20 protein-coding genes and 1 pseudogene are annotated in these 15,287 nt (G+C 46.1%); 5 read left to right on the forward strand and 16 right to left on the reverse strand.

The genetic code is table 11. The features are described from left to right. Window positions 1-123: 123 nt before the first annotated feature. From NSB25_RS14805 to NSB25_RS14825, 5 genes are all read right to left on the reverse strand, one after another. The gene (locus NSB25_RS14805) at window positions 124-597 is read right to left on the reverse strand and encodes a hypothetical protein (protein ID WP_103240426.1); all 474 of its coding nucleotides are present in this window, start codon (window positions 595-597) and stop codon (window positions 124-126) included. After that, a complete protein-coding gene (locus NSB25_RS14810; RefSeq protein ID WP_103240425.1) occupies window positions 594-1,277 on the reverse strand; it encodes a response regulator transcription factor in 684 nt (227 codons plus the stop codon). Before NSB25_RS14810 ends, NSB25_RS14805 begins: the two co-directional genes overlap by 4 nt. After that, entirely contained in the window at window positions 1,246-1,794 is a 549-nt protein-coding gene (locus NSB25_RS14815) for a VTT domain-containing protein (RefSeq protein ID WP_103240424.1), read from the reverse strand. The genes NSB25_RS14810 and NSB25_RS14815 overlap by 32 nt, the downstream gene beginning before the upstream one ends. Window positions 1,795-1,848: 54 nt before the next feature. After that, the gene (locus NSB25_RS14820; protein WP_103240423.1) at window positions 1,849-2,472 is read right to left on the reverse strand and encodes a class I SAM-dependent methyltransferase; all 624 of its coding nucleotides are present in this window, start codon (window positions 2,470-2,472) and stop codon (window positions 1,849-1,851) included. A 124-nt stretch (window positions 2,473-2,596) separates the two neighbouring features. Continuing rightward, window positions 2,597-2,950, reverse strand: a complete 354-nt coding sequence (locus NSB25_RS14825) for an AlkZ-related protein (RefSeq protein ID WP_103240422.1) — start codon at window positions 2,948-2,950, stop codon at window positions 2,597-2,599. 229 nt (window positions 2,951-3,179) lie between these two features. Here NSB25_RS14825 and NSB25_RS14830 point away from each other — a divergent pair, with 229 nt between their 5' ends. After that, window positions 3,180-3,806, forward strand: coding sequence for a nucleotidyltransferase family protein (locus tag NSB25_RS14830; protein ID WP_146040074.1), 627 nt, complete (start codon window positions 3,180-3,182; stop codon window positions 3,804-3,806). 219 nt (window positions 3,807-4,025) lie between these two features. Here the strand turns inward: NSB25_RS14830 and NSB25_RS14835 are convergent, their stop codons facing one another. From NSB25_RS14835 to NSB25_RS14845, 3 genes are all read right to left on the reverse strand, one after another. Beyond that, complete coding sequence (locus tag NSB25_RS14835; RefSeq protein WP_103240420.1) at window positions 4,026-4,940, reverse strand: RpnC/YadD family protein; 915 nt, start codon at window positions 4,938-4,940, stop codon at window positions 4,026-4,028. A gap of 44 nt (window positions 4,941-4,984) precedes the next feature. Continuing rightward, the gene (locus NSB25_RS14840) at window positions 4,985-5,197 is read right to left on the reverse strand and encodes a hypothetical protein (protein WP_146040073.1); all 213 of its coding nucleotides are present in this window, start codon (window positions 5,195-5,197) and stop codon (window positions 4,985-4,987) included. A gap of 125 nt (window positions 5,198-5,322) precedes the next feature. Beyond that, window positions 5,323-5,610, reverse strand: a complete 288-nt coding sequence (locus tag NSB25_RS14845) for a helix-turn-helix domain-containing protein (protein ID WP_207656168.1) — start codon at window positions 5,608-5,610, stop codon at window positions 5,323-5,325. A gap of 176 nt (window positions 5,611-5,786) precedes the next feature. Between NSB25_RS14845 and NSB25_RS14850 the strand changes: the two genes are divergently transcribed. After that, on the forward strand, window positions 5,787-6,179 hold the full coding sequence (locus NSB25_RS14850; RefSeq protein WP_103240418.1) for a BlaI/MecI/CopY family transcriptional regulator: 393 nt from the start codon (window positions 5,787-5,789) through the stop codon (window positions 6,177-6,179). A 42-nt stretch (window positions 6,180-6,221) separates the two neighbouring features. Further along, window positions 6,222-8,102: a BlaR1 family beta-lactam sensor/signal transducer gene (locus tag NSB25_RS14855; RefSeq protein WP_103240417.1), complete on the forward strand. Its 1,881-nt coding sequence runs from the start codon at window positions 6,222-6,224 to the stop codon at window positions 8,100-8,102. Between the two features lie 100 nt (window positions 8,103-8,202). Here NSB25_RS14855 and NSB25_RS29245 read toward each other — a convergent pair whose 3' ends face one another. The 5 genes from NSB25_RS29245 to NSB25_RS14875 form a co-directional block, all read right to left on the reverse strand. Further along, entirely contained in the window at window positions 8,203-8,670 is a 468-nt protein-coding gene (locus NSB25_RS29245; protein ID WP_330406138.1) for a DUF6070 family protein, read from the reverse strand. After that, window positions 8,642-8,944: a hypothetical protein gene (locus NSB25_RS29250; RefSeq protein WP_306817622.1), complete on the reverse strand. Its 303-nt coding sequence runs from the start codon at window positions 8,942-8,944 to the stop codon at window positions 8,642-8,644. The genes NSB25_RS29245 and NSB25_RS29250 overlap by 29 nt, the downstream gene beginning before the upstream one ends. Before the next feature lie 121 nt (window positions 8,945-9,065). Further along, complete coding sequence (locus NSB25_RS14865) at window positions 9,066-9,620, reverse strand: hypothetical protein (RefSeq protein WP_172455140.1); 555 nt, start codon at window positions 9,618-9,620, stop codon at window positions 9,066-9,068. A 236-nt stretch (window positions 9,621-9,856) separates the two neighbouring features. After that, window positions 9,857-10,777, reverse strand: a complete 921-nt coding sequence (locus NSB25_RS14870) for a DUF6070 family protein (protein ID WP_330406137.1) — start codon at window positions 10,775-10,777, stop codon at window positions 9,857-9,859. A gap of 3 nt (window positions 10,778-10,780) precedes the next feature. Beyond that, entirely contained in the window at window positions 10,781-11,995 is a 1,215-nt protein-coding gene (locus NSB25_RS14875; RefSeq protein ID WP_207656167.1) for a DUF6070 family protein, read from the reverse strand. A 411-nt stretch (window positions 11,996-12,406) separates the two neighbouring features. Between NSB25_RS14875 and NSB25_RS14880 the strand changes: the two genes are divergently transcribed. Then, window positions 12,407-12,739, forward strand: coding sequence for a plasmid mobilization protein (locus NSB25_RS14880; RefSeq protein ID WP_103240416.1), 333 nt, complete (start codon window positions 12,407-12,409; stop codon window positions 12,737-12,739). Window positions 12,740-12,773: 34 nt separating this feature from the next. Then, window positions 12,774-12,971: pseudogene (locus NSB25_RS29690) on the forward strand (relaxase/mobilization nuclease domain-containing protein); the annotation flags it as partial. A gap of 224 nt (window positions 12,972-13,195) precedes the next feature. Here NSB25_RS29690 and NSB25_RS14895 read toward each other — a convergent pair. The 3 genes from NSB25_RS14895 to NSB25_RS14905 are packed head-to-tail and all read right to left on the reverse strand — an operon-like array spanning window position 13,196 to window position 15,216. Further along, window positions 13,196-14,215, reverse strand: a complete 1,020-nt coding sequence (locus NSB25_RS14895; protein ID WP_103240415.1) for a hypothetical protein — start codon at window positions 14,213-14,215, stop codon at window positions 13,196-13,198. Window positions 14,216-14,237: 22 nt separating this feature from the next. Beyond that, window positions 14,238-14,768, reverse strand: a complete 531-nt coding sequence (locus tag NSB25_RS14900) for a GyrI-like domain-containing protein (protein ID WP_103240414.1) — start codon at window positions 14,766-14,768, stop codon at window positions 14,238-14,240. A 46-nt stretch (window positions 14,769-14,814) separates the two neighbouring features. Next, window positions 14,815-15,216 (reverse strand): hypothetical protein, encoded by a 402-nt coding sequence (locus NSB25_RS14905; RefSeq protein WP_242982468.1) that lies wholly within the window; start codon window positions 15,214-15,216, stop codon window positions 14,815-14,817. Between the last annotated feature and the right edge of the window lie 71 nt (window positions 15,217-15,287).

Below are 15,287 nucleotides of genomic sequence, written 5' to 3' on the forward strand. Positions count from 1 at the left end.
TTTTTCAAGGCATAGTACCCGCTATGTCCAATGTTTATGTCCATTTTTCTCAAATTTCTTTTCCTGCACCATATTCAGTTGTCAATTTTCAGTTAGAATCACATTCATTGAGATTCCGAGAAGTTATGAAGTGATGGCGGCGCAAAGCTGGGTGAGTTCGTCATCCCCCTGCAGTTCCATGGTTCCTCCGAAGCCCTCCTCCTTTATCCGCTCCACTTCCCGGGACAGATATTCCACATACCGGACCCTGCGGTTGATTTTCAGAGAAAGGGTGACCACGAAGCATATCAGGGGAGGCGCCACCGTCAGCACCGTATTGAGATATGTGGCGGCAAGGCCGTAGCTGTAGCCCAGCCCATAGAAAAAATCCTCCCACAGCCTCAAATTGGCCAGGAGCTCCTCCAGGAGCAGGATTCCCCCAAGCACCGCCAGGCTGACGACAAAGGAGCCGCAGACCGCTTTCAGGAAATATGCCGTGAGGCGTTTTTGAAAGGAAGCGGACAGTCTCCAGTAGACCAAAATAACTGCCAGAATCGTTCCCCCGATAACGATGCCGTTAATCAGAATATAGCTCGGAATCATCTGTAATAGCGTCATATCTGGTATCCTCTCCCCCAACAGGTCTTGATGAAATCCGGATGGGCGCCGTCCCAGTTCAGCTTGCTGCGGAGATTGGCGATATGCATCATCACAGCGTTTTCCGCCTGAAAGAACTCCTCATGCCACACGGCCTCGTAAATCTGCGCCATGGAAAGCACCTGCCCCTTGTTGCGCAGCATATATTCCAGGATGTCGTACTCCTTGCGCGTCAGCCTCACCTCCAGCCCGCTTACCCAGGCCTGGCGGCTTTCCATGTCCACCGTCAGGTCATCCGCCTGGATTGTGTGAACCGGATGCTCCGTCTCGTTGTACTGCTTGTAGCGGCGAAGCTGTGCCTTGATGCGGGTAAGCAGTTCCACGGGTTTAAAGGGTTTGGTCACATAATCGTCGCCGCCCACGGTAAGCCCCTGTATGATATCCATGTCTTCGGATTTCGCGGACATGAAGATAATGGGCATCTTATTCTTCTCCCGTATCCTGAGACAGGCGTCAATGCCGTCAATTCCGGGCATCATCACGTCTAACAGAATCAAATCCACCTGATAATGCTCCAGTACCTCCAGGGCCTGCGCCGCATTTTCACAGGCTAAGTACCGGTAGCCCTCATTGCCCAGATAGATGCCCAGAAGCTTGCGGATGTCCTCGTCATCGTCCACAATCAGTATGAATTCTTTCATAGCGGCTCTGCCCTCCTTTGCGGAAACGCCTCAGACACATCGAGGCCGCAAGCATCAAAAGAACCTCCCCGGCAATGATCTGCCAGTGCTTCAGGCCGCATAAAGCCCCCAGCGAGCCTGAAAAGACAACCATTCCCACAGATATGATCTTAGCAATTATACCAATATTTAAGAACCGGGGCAAGGATATTTTCAAAAAAGCAGCCCCCGCGCAGAGCACTTCATCGGACACCAAAGGCACGATGAGCAGCACCCCCAGCACCAGGCTGCCATACTGCCCCGTCGCTTGCTGCAGCCATGCAAGCTGCCGCTTTTCTTTTCTGCCCCTTAAAATGCGGCCCGCAATCAGGGAAGAAAAGGTATGCATCACGGCCAGCCCCAGCACGGAGCCCGCGACCCCAAGGATAAAGGTGCCTGCGCTGCCTATCCGCCCTGTCCCCCACAGCACCACCGCGGCTTCCGGCACCGGAATGCATATGGGAAGAAGTACACAAAGAAGAAAGTAGATACACCACATAGCCATACCTCCCAAAATCGTTCTATCTCTCTGCCCGACAGACGGGCTTTGCGACTACAGCATCATAGTTGCCGGAAAGTTCATTCCCTGGGGCTGCCTTGCAGACGGATTCCCTTTCCGGGAGCATTCCGGTCTCATCTGCAGCACGTAGGCCGGAGGCAGATTGCGCCAGACCCGGACTATCCTTTGGATACAAAAATAACTTTCCAGGAATTTCTTCCGAAGCAGCGTGTACTGAAAAGTGGCGAATACGCCTTTCTCCCCTATGGCTTTCCTGGTCTGGACCAGTATCCGGCGGGAGGTCTGTTCCGGGAGGGAGGTAAAGGGCAGGCCGGAAATGATATAGTCCGCATGGTCAAATCCCTGTTCATTCAGGAATCGGCACACATCTCCGGCGTCTCCATGCACCAGCGCCACGCCGGGCATCCCCCGGAACTGCCTCCGGAGCATCTCATAGAAACGTTCGTTCTTCTCAATCACGATATAAACCGTATCCGGCCTCTTCCTTGCCGCCACCTGCCTGGTAAACACGCCGGTTCCCGCTCCGTACTCCACGATGCAGCGGGCTCTCCCGAAGTCGATGGCATCCGTCATGGCAGCGGCCAGGCGACGGCTGCTGGGAGCTATGGCTCCGATGGTATTTGGGGTTTTAATATATTCTCTTAAAAATCTAAGCATAGAGCAATCCTCCTGTCATACTGTCTTTTGATGATTTCAGTATAAAAGGAAGATATTTAGAGAGAACTGTATGGAATATAAAGATTTCTTTAGAAATGCTTGAAATGAAAGACCTGATTTACGGTTATGAACCTTCCCAAGAACGCAAAAAGCCCCTGAAAATGCCCATGCAAAAACGCTGCCCCAGGATTCCGCATACTACAGGGATAGCCAGAATCCCCGCATAGGAAGCCCCCATCTGCGTCCCCATGACGGACTGTGAAGCATCCTCCCCAAAATTTTGCGGCGTCAGGTAATTAAATTTCGGAAACAGCGGGCCTTTCCATTCCCATGGCCCTGGCTCCCTTTCTGAAAACCAGAGCTGACGGGGCGTCCATTCCTCAACGGAAAACCCTTTTATTCCATTCTGGAAAAACGGCAGGAACCCCAGCTCCTGTACCCCTCTCCAGATATCCTCCGCTCTCTGTATCTCCTTCAATTCCCACACCTCCCTGCTACCCTGCCTGAATACCTGCCTGTTTTACTGCATCTTCCAGCATCTTATCCTGCCCCCATCTATTCTATTTACCTTCTTCTCTTAGGCAGCCAATACATGATAATGAAAGAACAAACTTTCTCCTTGACACAGATGCCTTTTTCCTATATTCTAAAATGATTTAACGGTACACGTTGAAATGGGAGGCCTGGGACAGGAAAGGAAAAATGTCATGTACAATTACGTCACAGAAGAACAAGTAAGCCGCTACAAGTCTCTCTTCCAGAGCATCCTTGACAGGCTGCGCGAGAAGCTGAAAAGAGAGTACGGAACCGAGGTGCGCATCGTTTTGGTGGGAAGCGGCGCCAGCAACATGGTCACAAGAAACGGAAATGGCGGGTTCGACCTGGACTATAACCTTGTCCTGTCCTCCATCCCGCCCGAATATGCAGGGTCACCCCAAAATTTAAAAACCATCGTCAGAAGGGAGCTGGACGCACTGGTCCCCGGCGAGTTCTCCCATGGAAAGGATTCCACATCCGCCATTACCTGCCTCCTCCATTCGCCTGATAAGTCAAAAGTCATCTTCAAAGTCGATGTGGCGCTGATCCTTGCCGGGAAGAACGGTTACAGCAGACTGGTGCGCGACAGGAATACGAAAAGATACATCTGGAACCTGATACGCAAATCCGGGGATTTAAAGCCCAGGCTCAACGCCATCAAAGCTGCAGGCCGCCTTGATGAGCTTGCAGATATCTACCGGCAGAAAAAGAACATGTACTTAACCCGACAGGATAATGACCATCCTTCTTTTGTAGTGTATATCGAAGCCATAAATGAGCTTTACCTGAAACTGTAATCCTGTTACAGCTATTTCCGGACTTCACGGGATTTTCGAGCCCCGGGGCCCTCTTCACCTACTGTCCCAGAAGTCCGTTATCTTCAAAAAAGGACGCAGGGCTGGCAAAAATATGTCAGCCCTGCGCTATACACACATAATTTTTGATTTCCTTCCTTTTTCTGGAAAAACACGTCTGGCTGGCACCGGATAGTCCATGTCTTCATATCACGAAGCCTGTCATTTTTCCCCAAAAACTTCTGTAAGCAGTTTATTTCTATAGGCCTTATCCTCTGTCGCCTTTTTTGCATCCTCTGCCCGATTATTGCTCAATAGGTAATTCATCAAGGAAAGAATTGTATCTTCCCCCTGAATAATTCCCTTTTGAATTCCTTTTTGAATTCCTTTCTGGATTCCCCTGTCCTCCACACGATCTAATACTTCACACATATTCATAGTCCTCCTTTCCATATCAGGGCTGTATACATCTTCGAAACGGCTGTCCTGCGTCATGACCGCCATAAGCTGCAACAATTCATGCACATGCTTTATTGTTACTTCTGATGCTACATAGTTCCTGTTTTTCCGCATCTGTACAAAATAATCCGCTACAATCCTAAAATCGCTGGCAAACATCTCTACCTGTTCATCACTAAGGTATGCAATCTCATATAGGTTCATACGGTAGTCATTCACATAAGGCTTTATCTCTTCCGGAATATCGAGGCATTCAAAAAGCGTCCTTGGCTTCTTCCAATGCCTGTCATATCCAAAATACAAAACCAGTGTCACTATCGGATATCTCGGTGCCCTCCTGCCAGTTTTTTCCTTTATTTCCTTATCTGTCAAAAGCTGTGCACGGTATGCTGCTCCATCATAAGAGAACAGTCTGAGAGGCATGTCTCCGTCTATGCCGGTCTGGTTCTCCAGCCCGTATAACGCAATGCGTACAAGCCCTTTCCTCCAATACTTAGCCACATCCCTCTCCTGAGCATGCAGCCTGCCGTCCACTTTATAGCTGGAACCCGGGCTTTCCTCCTCCAGTTCATCCTCTTTCACAAAATGCCTGCCCTGAAACAGCAGCACATTTACGATATCGGCGAACACATCGTTATATGCTTCCAAAGTCTTTTCAGCAATGTCTTTTTCTGCCATGGCTTCATCCTTTCCTCATAAATAACTACACCCAAAATGCACTCTTATCTGATAAGCGGCTGAAGCTTTTTCCTGTCCCCCCTCGGAGGCATCCAGTACATCCATGGAATGTCCGGCAGACCATCTAAATTGTACCGTACCCTTTGTCTGGCCTTTTCCATCAGGTTCCGGATGCTTTTCAACAAAGTGAAAATCCGGTTTTCCTCTACTGCTTTCTCTACTGCCCTCCGTCTCATTTCCTCAAGCGCCAAACTCACATCCATCGCCTTCTTGCATTTTCCATCTCCAGATTTGCACCTGCGCATGCATTCAATACGTCAATCGCTGCCCGCCTCAGGTGCCTTTTCTACTGCAAATATCATATCATGAATGCGGCTCTTTTTCAATCGAGTTTCTCTACATCCGTCCTTTCTTTGCTGAATATCCTGCCGAGACTCCTTGCCAATAAATACAGTATTTCAAACTCTCTATTGGTAAGCATAATCTCTGCGTCATGTATGATTACGTTCTTCTCTGCCAAGTTCAGTTTCATTCCTCCAAAACTAAGGTGTTTTTCCACTTGAAGCACATTACAGCCTTCAAAACGAGGGCTTTCACTTATAATCTGCAACATTCTCTGGCAGACATCTTCCTCATCTTCTGAAAAAGCTAATGTCATTACTTTACCCATTCTATATCCTCACATTTCGCTGCAATCCATTTCCTTCAAATTTTTACCTTTGTAATATTTCATATTATTACACTTGTGAGATTTATAGTCACGAGATTTATGGAAAAATTGACACTTCCTCATTTTCACTTTATAATGTATATTACAATTGTAAGATTTATGGAGGGGGATTACAAATGAAATCATTGCCACAAATTTCAGAAGCCGAATTTGAAGTAATGAAAATCATATGGAAACACGCACCGATCAGTACCAATGAAATCACTGAAAAATTAACACAAACTACAAAATGGAGCCCTAAGACAATACAGACCTTGATAAAGCGGCTTGTAACCAAAGGGGCGCTTTCCTATGAAAAGCAGAGCAGGGTATTCGTTTACACGCCTTTGATAGAAGAAAAAGAATATATCGGTCAGGAAAGCCACTCTTTTCTTGAACGCTATTATGATGGAGATATTACAGCAATGCTTTCTGCTTATATCGAAGATGCCAAACTCTCCGAATCAGAAATTGACACGCTTCGTTCCCTTCTCGCAAAGGGTTCAAAAGACCAGGGGAAAAATTTGTAACGCAAGAACAAATTTGCAGGTTATAGAAAGGCAAGGTTTACTATGGCAGATTTTGGAATACGCTTTTTCCTATGTAATATTTTCATATGTATCATCATAGGTTTTCTTATTATCGTAAAACGGGCTTTTAAAAATTATTTAACCAGCCGGATGCAGTTCAATATATGGTTTCTGCTGCTTGGGATTCTTGCAGTCCCGTTTGTTCCCTTTCGCCCGGCTTCTTTTACGCAGGTTCTCGCATTATTTTGCCCATGGAAAAATGCGGTGTCATCAAACAAGGGGACGATTGCGGAAGGTATCCTGAATCCAAATACGTCCGGCGCTGTAAATCAGATGCATGATTTTGCACTGTCCGTCAGCAGGGAAACACCCTCCATGATTGGGCTGGTTTTGTGCGGTATATGGCTGGTTGGCATTCTGGCTATGATTTTATTCGTGATAAAATCAGTATCCCGGTTAAACGCCATGAAAAAGTCTGCGCTCCCCCTGCAGAACAGGACTATCCGTATTTTATATCATAACTGTTTAAGGGAACTGAATATAAAAAGAAAGATTCCCATTTACAGCACAGCCTTCCTGAAATCCCCCGTTATTGTTGGATTATTCAACCCCCGCATTTATCTTCCCATCCACCTCATACCGGATTTCCAGATTCATGCCGAAGGGCATACAGGGATACCCAAAGGTTGTTTTAATGCTGCAGATATGCGGTATATGCTGTTGCACGAATTACAGCATTACAGGCACAAAGACGCACTGGCTGGTTTCTTTATGAATCTTTTCGGCGTTCTCTACTGGTGTAACCCATGTGTCTGGTATGCACTGAAAGAAATGCGCAATGACCGGGAGGTTGCCTGTGATACATCCGTCCTGAATCTGCTCGATGAAAGCGATTATGAAGATTACGGAAATACCCTCATCAATTTTGCGGAGAAAGTTTCCCTTACGCCTTTCCCCCTTGCTTTTGTTTCTGAAAGCAATGCTGTCGGGATCAGCGGAAGCATGAAGCAGATGCAACAAAGAATTGTGAATATCTCCTCTTATAAAAAGCCTTCTGTTTTCAGAAAGTTAAAGGGATTTACTGTTTTTGTCACAATTGGCGTTATTCTTTCCGGACTTGCCCCAATGCTCTCCACCTATGCCGCAGAGCAGAGCCGGTATCAGTGGAATATTCCCTCCGACAAGGTTTCTGCGATTGACCTGTCTGCCTGGTTTGGTGGATATAAGGGCAGCTTTGTACTATACGATTTAAACGGCGATACATGGAAGGTCTATGACATGGAGCAGGCCACTTTACGGACAGCCCCAGATTCTACTTACAAAATCTATGATGCGCTGTTTGGACTGGAAGAAGGTGTGATTGCGCCAGATGATTCTTTCATGGCATGGGACGGAACAAATCATCCCTTTGAAGCATGGAACGGAAATCAGGATTTACTTTCTGCCATGCAATCCTCCGTCAACTGGTATTTTGAGGAAATAGATAAGCAGATCGGTTCCTCTGCCATTCAGGATTATATCCGAAAAATCGGATATGGGAATGAGATTGTAAATGCAAATCTTTCCACATACTGGATGCAGGACGCACTGAAAATCTCCCCGGTAGAACAGGTAGAACTTTTAACCGCCCTGCACAACAACCGATTTGACTTTGCCCCGGAAAATATAAATGCCGTAAAAAAATCTATCTGCCTATTTTCGTCAGAAAATTTTTCATCGGAAGGTAAAAACTTTTACGGAAAAACCGGAACCGGACGTATAGACGGTCAAGATGTAAATGGTTGGTTTGTGGGCTTACTTGAAACTGATGGCAACACATACTTTTTTGCCACCAACATCCAAGCCGCAGAAAATGCCACAGGCAGTAAAGCATCGGAAATCTCCCTCTCCATCCTGTCCCATATGGGTATATGGAAAGAGTAAAATCTGATTTGTGAAATCTCATTGAATAAAATAGTGCCCCCTTTTAAGCAGCCCATGTAAAATGCAGTTACTTAAAAAGGGGCATTATTTCGCCCATAATTCAGTTATTGTCTTTTAGATAATTACATATATCTTCTGAAAACCGCACTGTAAGCTCATGCGTTATCACCGCATCATCACATAAAATCATGCTGCATACCGCATCCACAGTTAAAGTAACCGTTCCGTCTTCGTTTTCCCTGATATCCGTAACCTCTGGAAATGAAGTTCCAAAATAGGTAGGGGCATAATTGAAACAGCCAAGCCTTACCCATGCATAAGTCTGATTTTCTTTGTCAAATGCCGCATAATCTTGTATCTCCTCTGCCGTTACCGAAAGATATTCCATAATCAGGCGCTCAATCTCGTCTTTTGATATCCCGTCCGGATAATCCCCTGAAGGAAATTGCTCCTGATATTTCATTGCATATAAATATTCATACATCCCATTATAATCTAAATGTTCCATATGGTCTGCATCCCCGTCAGAACATAAAAGATTATTTCCCTGATAGGCTAATCCAAGCACACATTTTTTGACATTTCCCTGTTTTCTTCTCCACCATCTGATCTATGACTTCATCTGCAATGACAACATTGGACGCACAGCCTTTATCTGCATTTTTATATAGCTCCAATATAAGCCCCATCATTTCCTTGCAATCTTCTTCCGCTTCTGCTCTTTGCCTTGCATCTATTGGAAGATCATAGCCCTTTTCTATCTGCCTGTCTGTGTCTGCTTCCCTGTCTGTATTTTCAGCATATTCCTTTTCTCCGGCTTGTTCAGCATACTCGTTTTTCATACTTTTCCTTTATGATTACAGGCGCATAACAAAACGATGCACATCAGCATGATAATCGGCAATATCCTCTTTTTCTTCATAATCGCACCTCAAATCTTTGCCCTTATGTACACCCGATGCATCACCACTTTATTGCACCAAAATCCAAGTCTTCAATCAGGATATATTCATCTTCCTGCCGGATTGCATCTATTACAAGAGCTGTGACGATTCCATCCTCTCTTTTCATCCTGCTGCGGGGAATGGAACTATCCCTTGACAATCCCACTAAATCAAACCGCATTTTAAATTCTTTCTCTGTAACCTCTTTTCCATTGACAGTCGCTGTATCCGGATTATATTCGTCAAAAACCCCCGTTACATATTCTCCATCGTGGTATGAAAGACAGACATAGCAGCTCCCATCCGAACCGTTATTTACAAGGATAATCGTGTTTTCTCTGTAATGCACTCCGTTAATGCAGCCCCAAACCTCCGGTTCATACAAATCTGCAATCTTTTTTGCCATGCCGTCCTCATAGATAAATATCCCTATTGATATATCATCCCCTATGATCAATTCAGGAACACTATCATCATCAAAATCGTGTATCCCGATATAGCCGATACAAGAATCACTGTTTACCTGTTTAAGTTCTTGACGGAGAACATACGGATCTGCTAAATAACTTTCCATATTACGGACAATCTCCTTATAAGCATCTTCCCATTCTGGTACGATATACTGACTTTCCTCTTCCTTTCCGCAGGCGTCAAGCAGAGTAACACATAGCAGCATATGAACCAGTAAAATAAATTTCTTCTTCCACATTCCAATATCCCTCCATTTTCCTATTTGTGGCAGTTCCAGTTCCTTTTGTTCAATCGTATTAGACAGATACCGGAATGTCCCATCTTCATTCTGTTTGTAATCTACACTTCCCCAAAAGGTGGAAACTGTCTTGCAAATATCATTTCATATTCATGACCGCCCGCATCTGCATGATAACCGCAATATTCCCTCACCTGTTCTACGGATACCGGAAAACAGGTAGTCATAACACACTCATAAATCTCCCCAGGAATCAGACCGTCCTCTGCCCTGAAAGGCTCATTTGTGTATATCCGGTATATATCCTCAAACATACATGGCATTAAAATTTTCTCCGCATTATCGGCGTCCCAGTTTGTTACAAGCATATTATAATTCACGAAGCTAAGTCCATATATGTACTTTCTTGTCAGCTCCCTGCATTCATCCGACAAGGGCTTCACCCTGTAATACTCCCGCAGATTTCCATGTGCGACCACCTCTGTATTTGTATAAATAAAATACCCTTTCTCAGTCAGCCTTATCTCCTCCAGATCATTGCTCCCAAAACCTTTTATTTCCGGTATGCCGCCTTCCCGCCAGCCTACCGACACATAAAAGGACTGTACCAACTGCTTTACCACATCTTTTCTCTGCTTTTCAGAAAAACTCCGGGTGTGGGAATATTCTGTTTCAGGATATGCAATTTCAATCTCCTTATAAAGCTCCATGCACTGCTCCGCTGCCGACATTGCCTCGTCCTGCAAACCCTGTTCTTCTTCTGCTGTCAGGATACTGACAGGTTCCGCCTTCTCCCCTATGGGAGCTTCGGCAGGATTTGGGGGCTCTTCCCCAAAACATTCTATTGGTTCATCTTCTTTTACAGCTTCTGTACTTTCGATTACAACCGGAGATCCCCACACTTCCTCTGCGTTCCTTTCCGTATCTCTTCTCCCCAAAGCAATACTGCCTGTTATAACAATGACTGCCATTAACACAATAAGAGAACCATACCTTTTTAAAAGCCATTTTACATCTTCCACTATTCAAGTCCTTCCATAAACCTCTTTCGGGAAAAGATTTTCCCTTTCTTCCTCCGTCAGCCGATTGGAATGCCACCAAATCTCATGGTCGCCTTCCGGTAAGGTTATCTCATTCGATACATACTGAAAACTTTCCTCACTGAATGGACGGATTACGGTTATGTGTGAAAACTCCTTAGACATATTTCCACCCGGATATACTGCATTGACATAAAGCGTAACTGTCCCGTCCTCGTTCTCCCTATAACGTACTACTTCCGGATACGCAATATCCGGATACTCCACCTCGTAAAAACCTCGTGGTCTGTACTCATAGGCGGCAAGCTCTGAAAGATATGTTGTTTTAGAACGGAGCGTTTCACGATCCATATTGAAATATGTCCCAATCACATTTTCAAACAATTCTCCCTGTATTTGGTAGACAGCGCCAACTCCTAAATTTTCATCCGCCATGTAAGGTACTGGCTGGCTGTACATCATTGGATAGAACCTGTCAAATAAATCGTAAAAGTCCAAATCCCCAAAATCATCCTCGCTCCAATTACAGAGAAACAGGTTGTTTTGTTCATAACAAACTGGAAGGATATACTTTCGGTTATATTCCCTGCACTTTTCATCCAAAGGCAAAATCCGAAGCATCGTATGTTCCGGCGTATCACTTAATGTCAATATATAATTTTCATCTGAAAAGTAACTCCCTTCAAAGATTAAATATCCTTCCTCCGTATACTGCCAGAAGTCCGCCGGGTAGCTTACTGTACTTCTGTTCTGCAGACTGCCATTCTGGTCATATTGATAATATCCCCTGACAATATTTACATTACCGTCCTCTGTTTTCAAATCAAATTTACGAATCCCCATCTCCATAACCACTATAATGGTCAATTCGTCCATCTCTTTTTCATCTACTGCTTTACAAAAATCGAAAGCCTGCTCTGCCTGTATCATGTCAATCTGATTCCCACTGTCAACAGCCACATAACCGTTTTCACCGAGTCTGGCAACCATACGCCGCATCATATCCAGGCTTCCCAATGTATTCGTATCTACTGCTTCCTCATAAATATCACTGAGAATCTCAGCTATGCGCTCTGTACTGACGGAATCATTATTATCGAAAGAATATTTAAGCCAGCTTTCCAAAACCTGTTTGTCTTTTCCCACAACATAACCGCTTCCTCCTCTCCCTTTTACATCTTCTACCATGCTTATACTCAAAATCGGAACTTCTTCCGGTGTTGTCCTGTCTTTTCTTTTTCCAGTGAATTTAGTTGCACATATGGTTATTGCACGAATTCCCATACATATCATAAGTACCCATAAGATTTTATTTTTTCTTCTCCTACGCTTACTTTTCCTTTTCACATGAACCTCCATTTATCCACTTTCTTTTCTCCACTGTCTCTAATTCTTACATCAGTAAGATTTATTTCAAATATTACAACAGTAAGATTTAAAAGTCAAGTAGGTCATGTATTGCCTATGATAATCTCTTCTCCCACAGATTTGCTGCAATAACACATGGATAAATTTATCCAAAACAGCTAAACAGATTCAAAACCAGACTGTTGTAAACCATACAAGTTACAGCAGTTTTTTATACCCAAATTTAGAAAGGACGATGTAAAAATGGCAACCAGGACACGCACCAGCCGGAATGAATTTCACTTAGATGACAAGGAGCAGCATATCCTTGACGAGAAGTTTAAGCTGTCCGGCATGAAAAGCAAATCGGCTTTTATCCGGAAGCTGATTCTCTACAGATATGTCTATGACGTGAATTACAGTTTTCTACGGAAATACAATACGAAGCTTGGACGGATCAACTCCAGCTTAAACCAGATTGCCAAAAGAATTAACAGCGCAAACCACATCTATCAGAAAGATATGGACGAAGTAAAGGAGTTGATGAAACAAGTATGGCAGTCACAGGAAATCAAATCGAAGTGCACTTCGATTTGATTTCACAGCAACCGTTGATAAAGCTGTAGCCTACATATACAACTCAGACAAAACAGACGAAAGCATCTATATTTCTTCCTATGCCTGTGCACCGGAAACCGCAGCGATTGACTACAAATATACCTTAGACCACTGCCGTGAAAACAGTCCCAATAAAGTCTATCATCTGATACAGGCTTTTGCTCCCGGCGAAGTCAGTTTTGAGGAATCGTACCAGATCGGGAAGGAGCTATAAGCATCAGGAGTAGAAATACTGTCCCTCCAGTGCAACAGCACCCTGCGCCAAGTGTTGCGCATCTACCCTTATGAAGCGGTCCCCGATGTGGACACCACCGGGGGCGCCATGGCGGCCGAAAGGAGCCTGCGGGGCTCCAGCAACGTGACGGCCGCCAGGATACGGGATGCGCAGCCGGAGTTGGATATCTGAATTTCGGAGCTGTTACAGGAAACCGGCCGCTATGCGAACCGGTCCATAAAGCCCAATAATCCGATCACATTATCCGCAAGCGCATCGTCCACGCCCGGCCACCAGAACCGATAGCCCGGATAGTAGGGGCACAGGCTGTGCTCCTCTCCCCCATACCCTATGGGTATCCGGACAAGCGGCCTCTTTCCGGTTTTGTCTGTCTGTACGCAGTAGCGGCAGCCGTCGCAGCGCTTGACCCGGGACATTACAAAGTCCTGCACCGCGACAGGCATCTCCTGAAAATGCTCCAGATAGGTTTTCATGCCGCCGGGAATGCACACCCCAAATATCCAGGGATCCTGATTGTAGGGCTCATACCGCAGCGAAATGCCTGTATGCTTTATCTTATACTCAAAGCCGCCCCTGGGCCGCTCCTCTCCCCAGGCGGGATTTGCATAGGTCAGGGAAAGCCTGCAGTTGCTGCCAATGGTGTCATGGATGTCATATGCCCTGTAGCCATGGTCCGCCATCCAATCCGTAAGCCTGTGGTAGGCTTCATTCCCAAAGACTTTCTCATAAATCGCGGCGGCATATGCATGATCCGCCCGAAAACAGCAATGGGCAAACCGCGAGGGCCTTTGGAAACGCTCCAGGTGTTCCTTTTGTGCCATCCATACCCAGGCGTCAGGCAGATTCCCGTAATCCTCTATGCCCAGTCTTGCGAGAATGGCCTTTTGCCTGCGATTCAGCTGAAACTCCTTTTTCGCCCCCATAAGGTACATCTGCATCACCGTGGCATCAATCATCTTACAGAATTTCTTCATATGGTCCTGCGCTTCGCGGCCAGGGTCGGAGGCACTGCTGTAAAGTCCCGGGAGCACAGCGTCCTCATGGAGCCTCGGCACAAACAGGAGCGGCTCCTCATATGCCAGTCGGTAGAATCTCTCCATCAGATCATAAAATACTTTCTGTTCCGAAACGCTCACCGGCGCCTGACCGTCCGCAATGAACTGCGGAAACAGCTCCAGATAGCCCTGTGCGGCGCGCTGTTCCAAGCTTGTGTAGGTCATCTGCGGGTCCTCCTTTCAAAAGTCATGCGCGTCTCTCTTCCACACAGGCAGCCGCCTGATTCCCGCAAAATTTCAGCGGCAGGAAGATCTGCTGCTGGGCTATGCCCAGGGCTTTATCGATCGCGCCGTCAGGATTTGGCATATTGCACATGCCGCTTATGGGGAAGTCGCCATATTCAAAGACATCGCTGTCCTCGATCCAGGCAAACATGCCGCTGACTGTCTCTTCCAGATCGGCACTGTCACTCTCATCCCCTGTGGCAACCAGGAACATCCCACCGGGGAATTCCATGATCTCATACGGGGTTGTGTCCTTTTCCGTGACATCGTCCTTAATGGCCAGAATCCAAACGGATCTGTCTATGTCTCTGTCCTCATGCCACAAAAAGTCAAGGGGTTCGAAAATATGCTTCTGCAGCAGATGGCCATGGGCATTTACCCATGACTGAAATCTACTCTCCCCACCAAAAATCTCGCCGACAGGCTGTTCTCCGGAGGACACCGCGCGGAATCGGGGAATCTCCACCAGCCTCATGTTCTTCAGTTTGCTCATCTTACAAGTCTCCTCATATGTTGTGCCATTTCCCGGACATGCGTTCTCACCAAAGCCCCAGCGCCTGCCCTTTCCCTGTCTCATTCCAGATGGAACACAGTGTCCAGGAAGTTGGTATACATTTTACCATATTCCGTCCCCATAAGTAAAGCTGCTTTGCCTGAGCAGCTTTCTGCTTTCCATCTCTCAGTCTCCTCTCACGGTCTGTTCTCTCACTCTTGTCTGTTCTGGCTTCCGGCTGTTCGCCTTCTTCTCCCTCTGGAGACGTTTCATCCCCAGGCTGACGGTCAGCCGCGTTTTCCACATCTGCCTGTCCATCTACCGGCAGGTTATGTTCTTCCAGCAGGCGCTCGTAGGAATCCTCACAGCTTGGTATCACCCGGATTTCCTGTGCCTCCTGTTCAATGATAGTCTGTTCTGCCTTTAAGTCATACTCCTGGTACTGCATTTTCTCTCTGTTTCTCTCAATACTTCAATCACTTCTTCGCTGGCCTCCGGGTACATTTTCCGAAAATCCGG

The sequence above is a fragment of the Acetatifactor muris genome (genome assembly GCF_024623325.1).
Lineage (GTDB): Bacteria > Bacillota > Clostridia > Lachnospirales > Lachnospiraceae > Acetatifactor > Acetatifactor muris.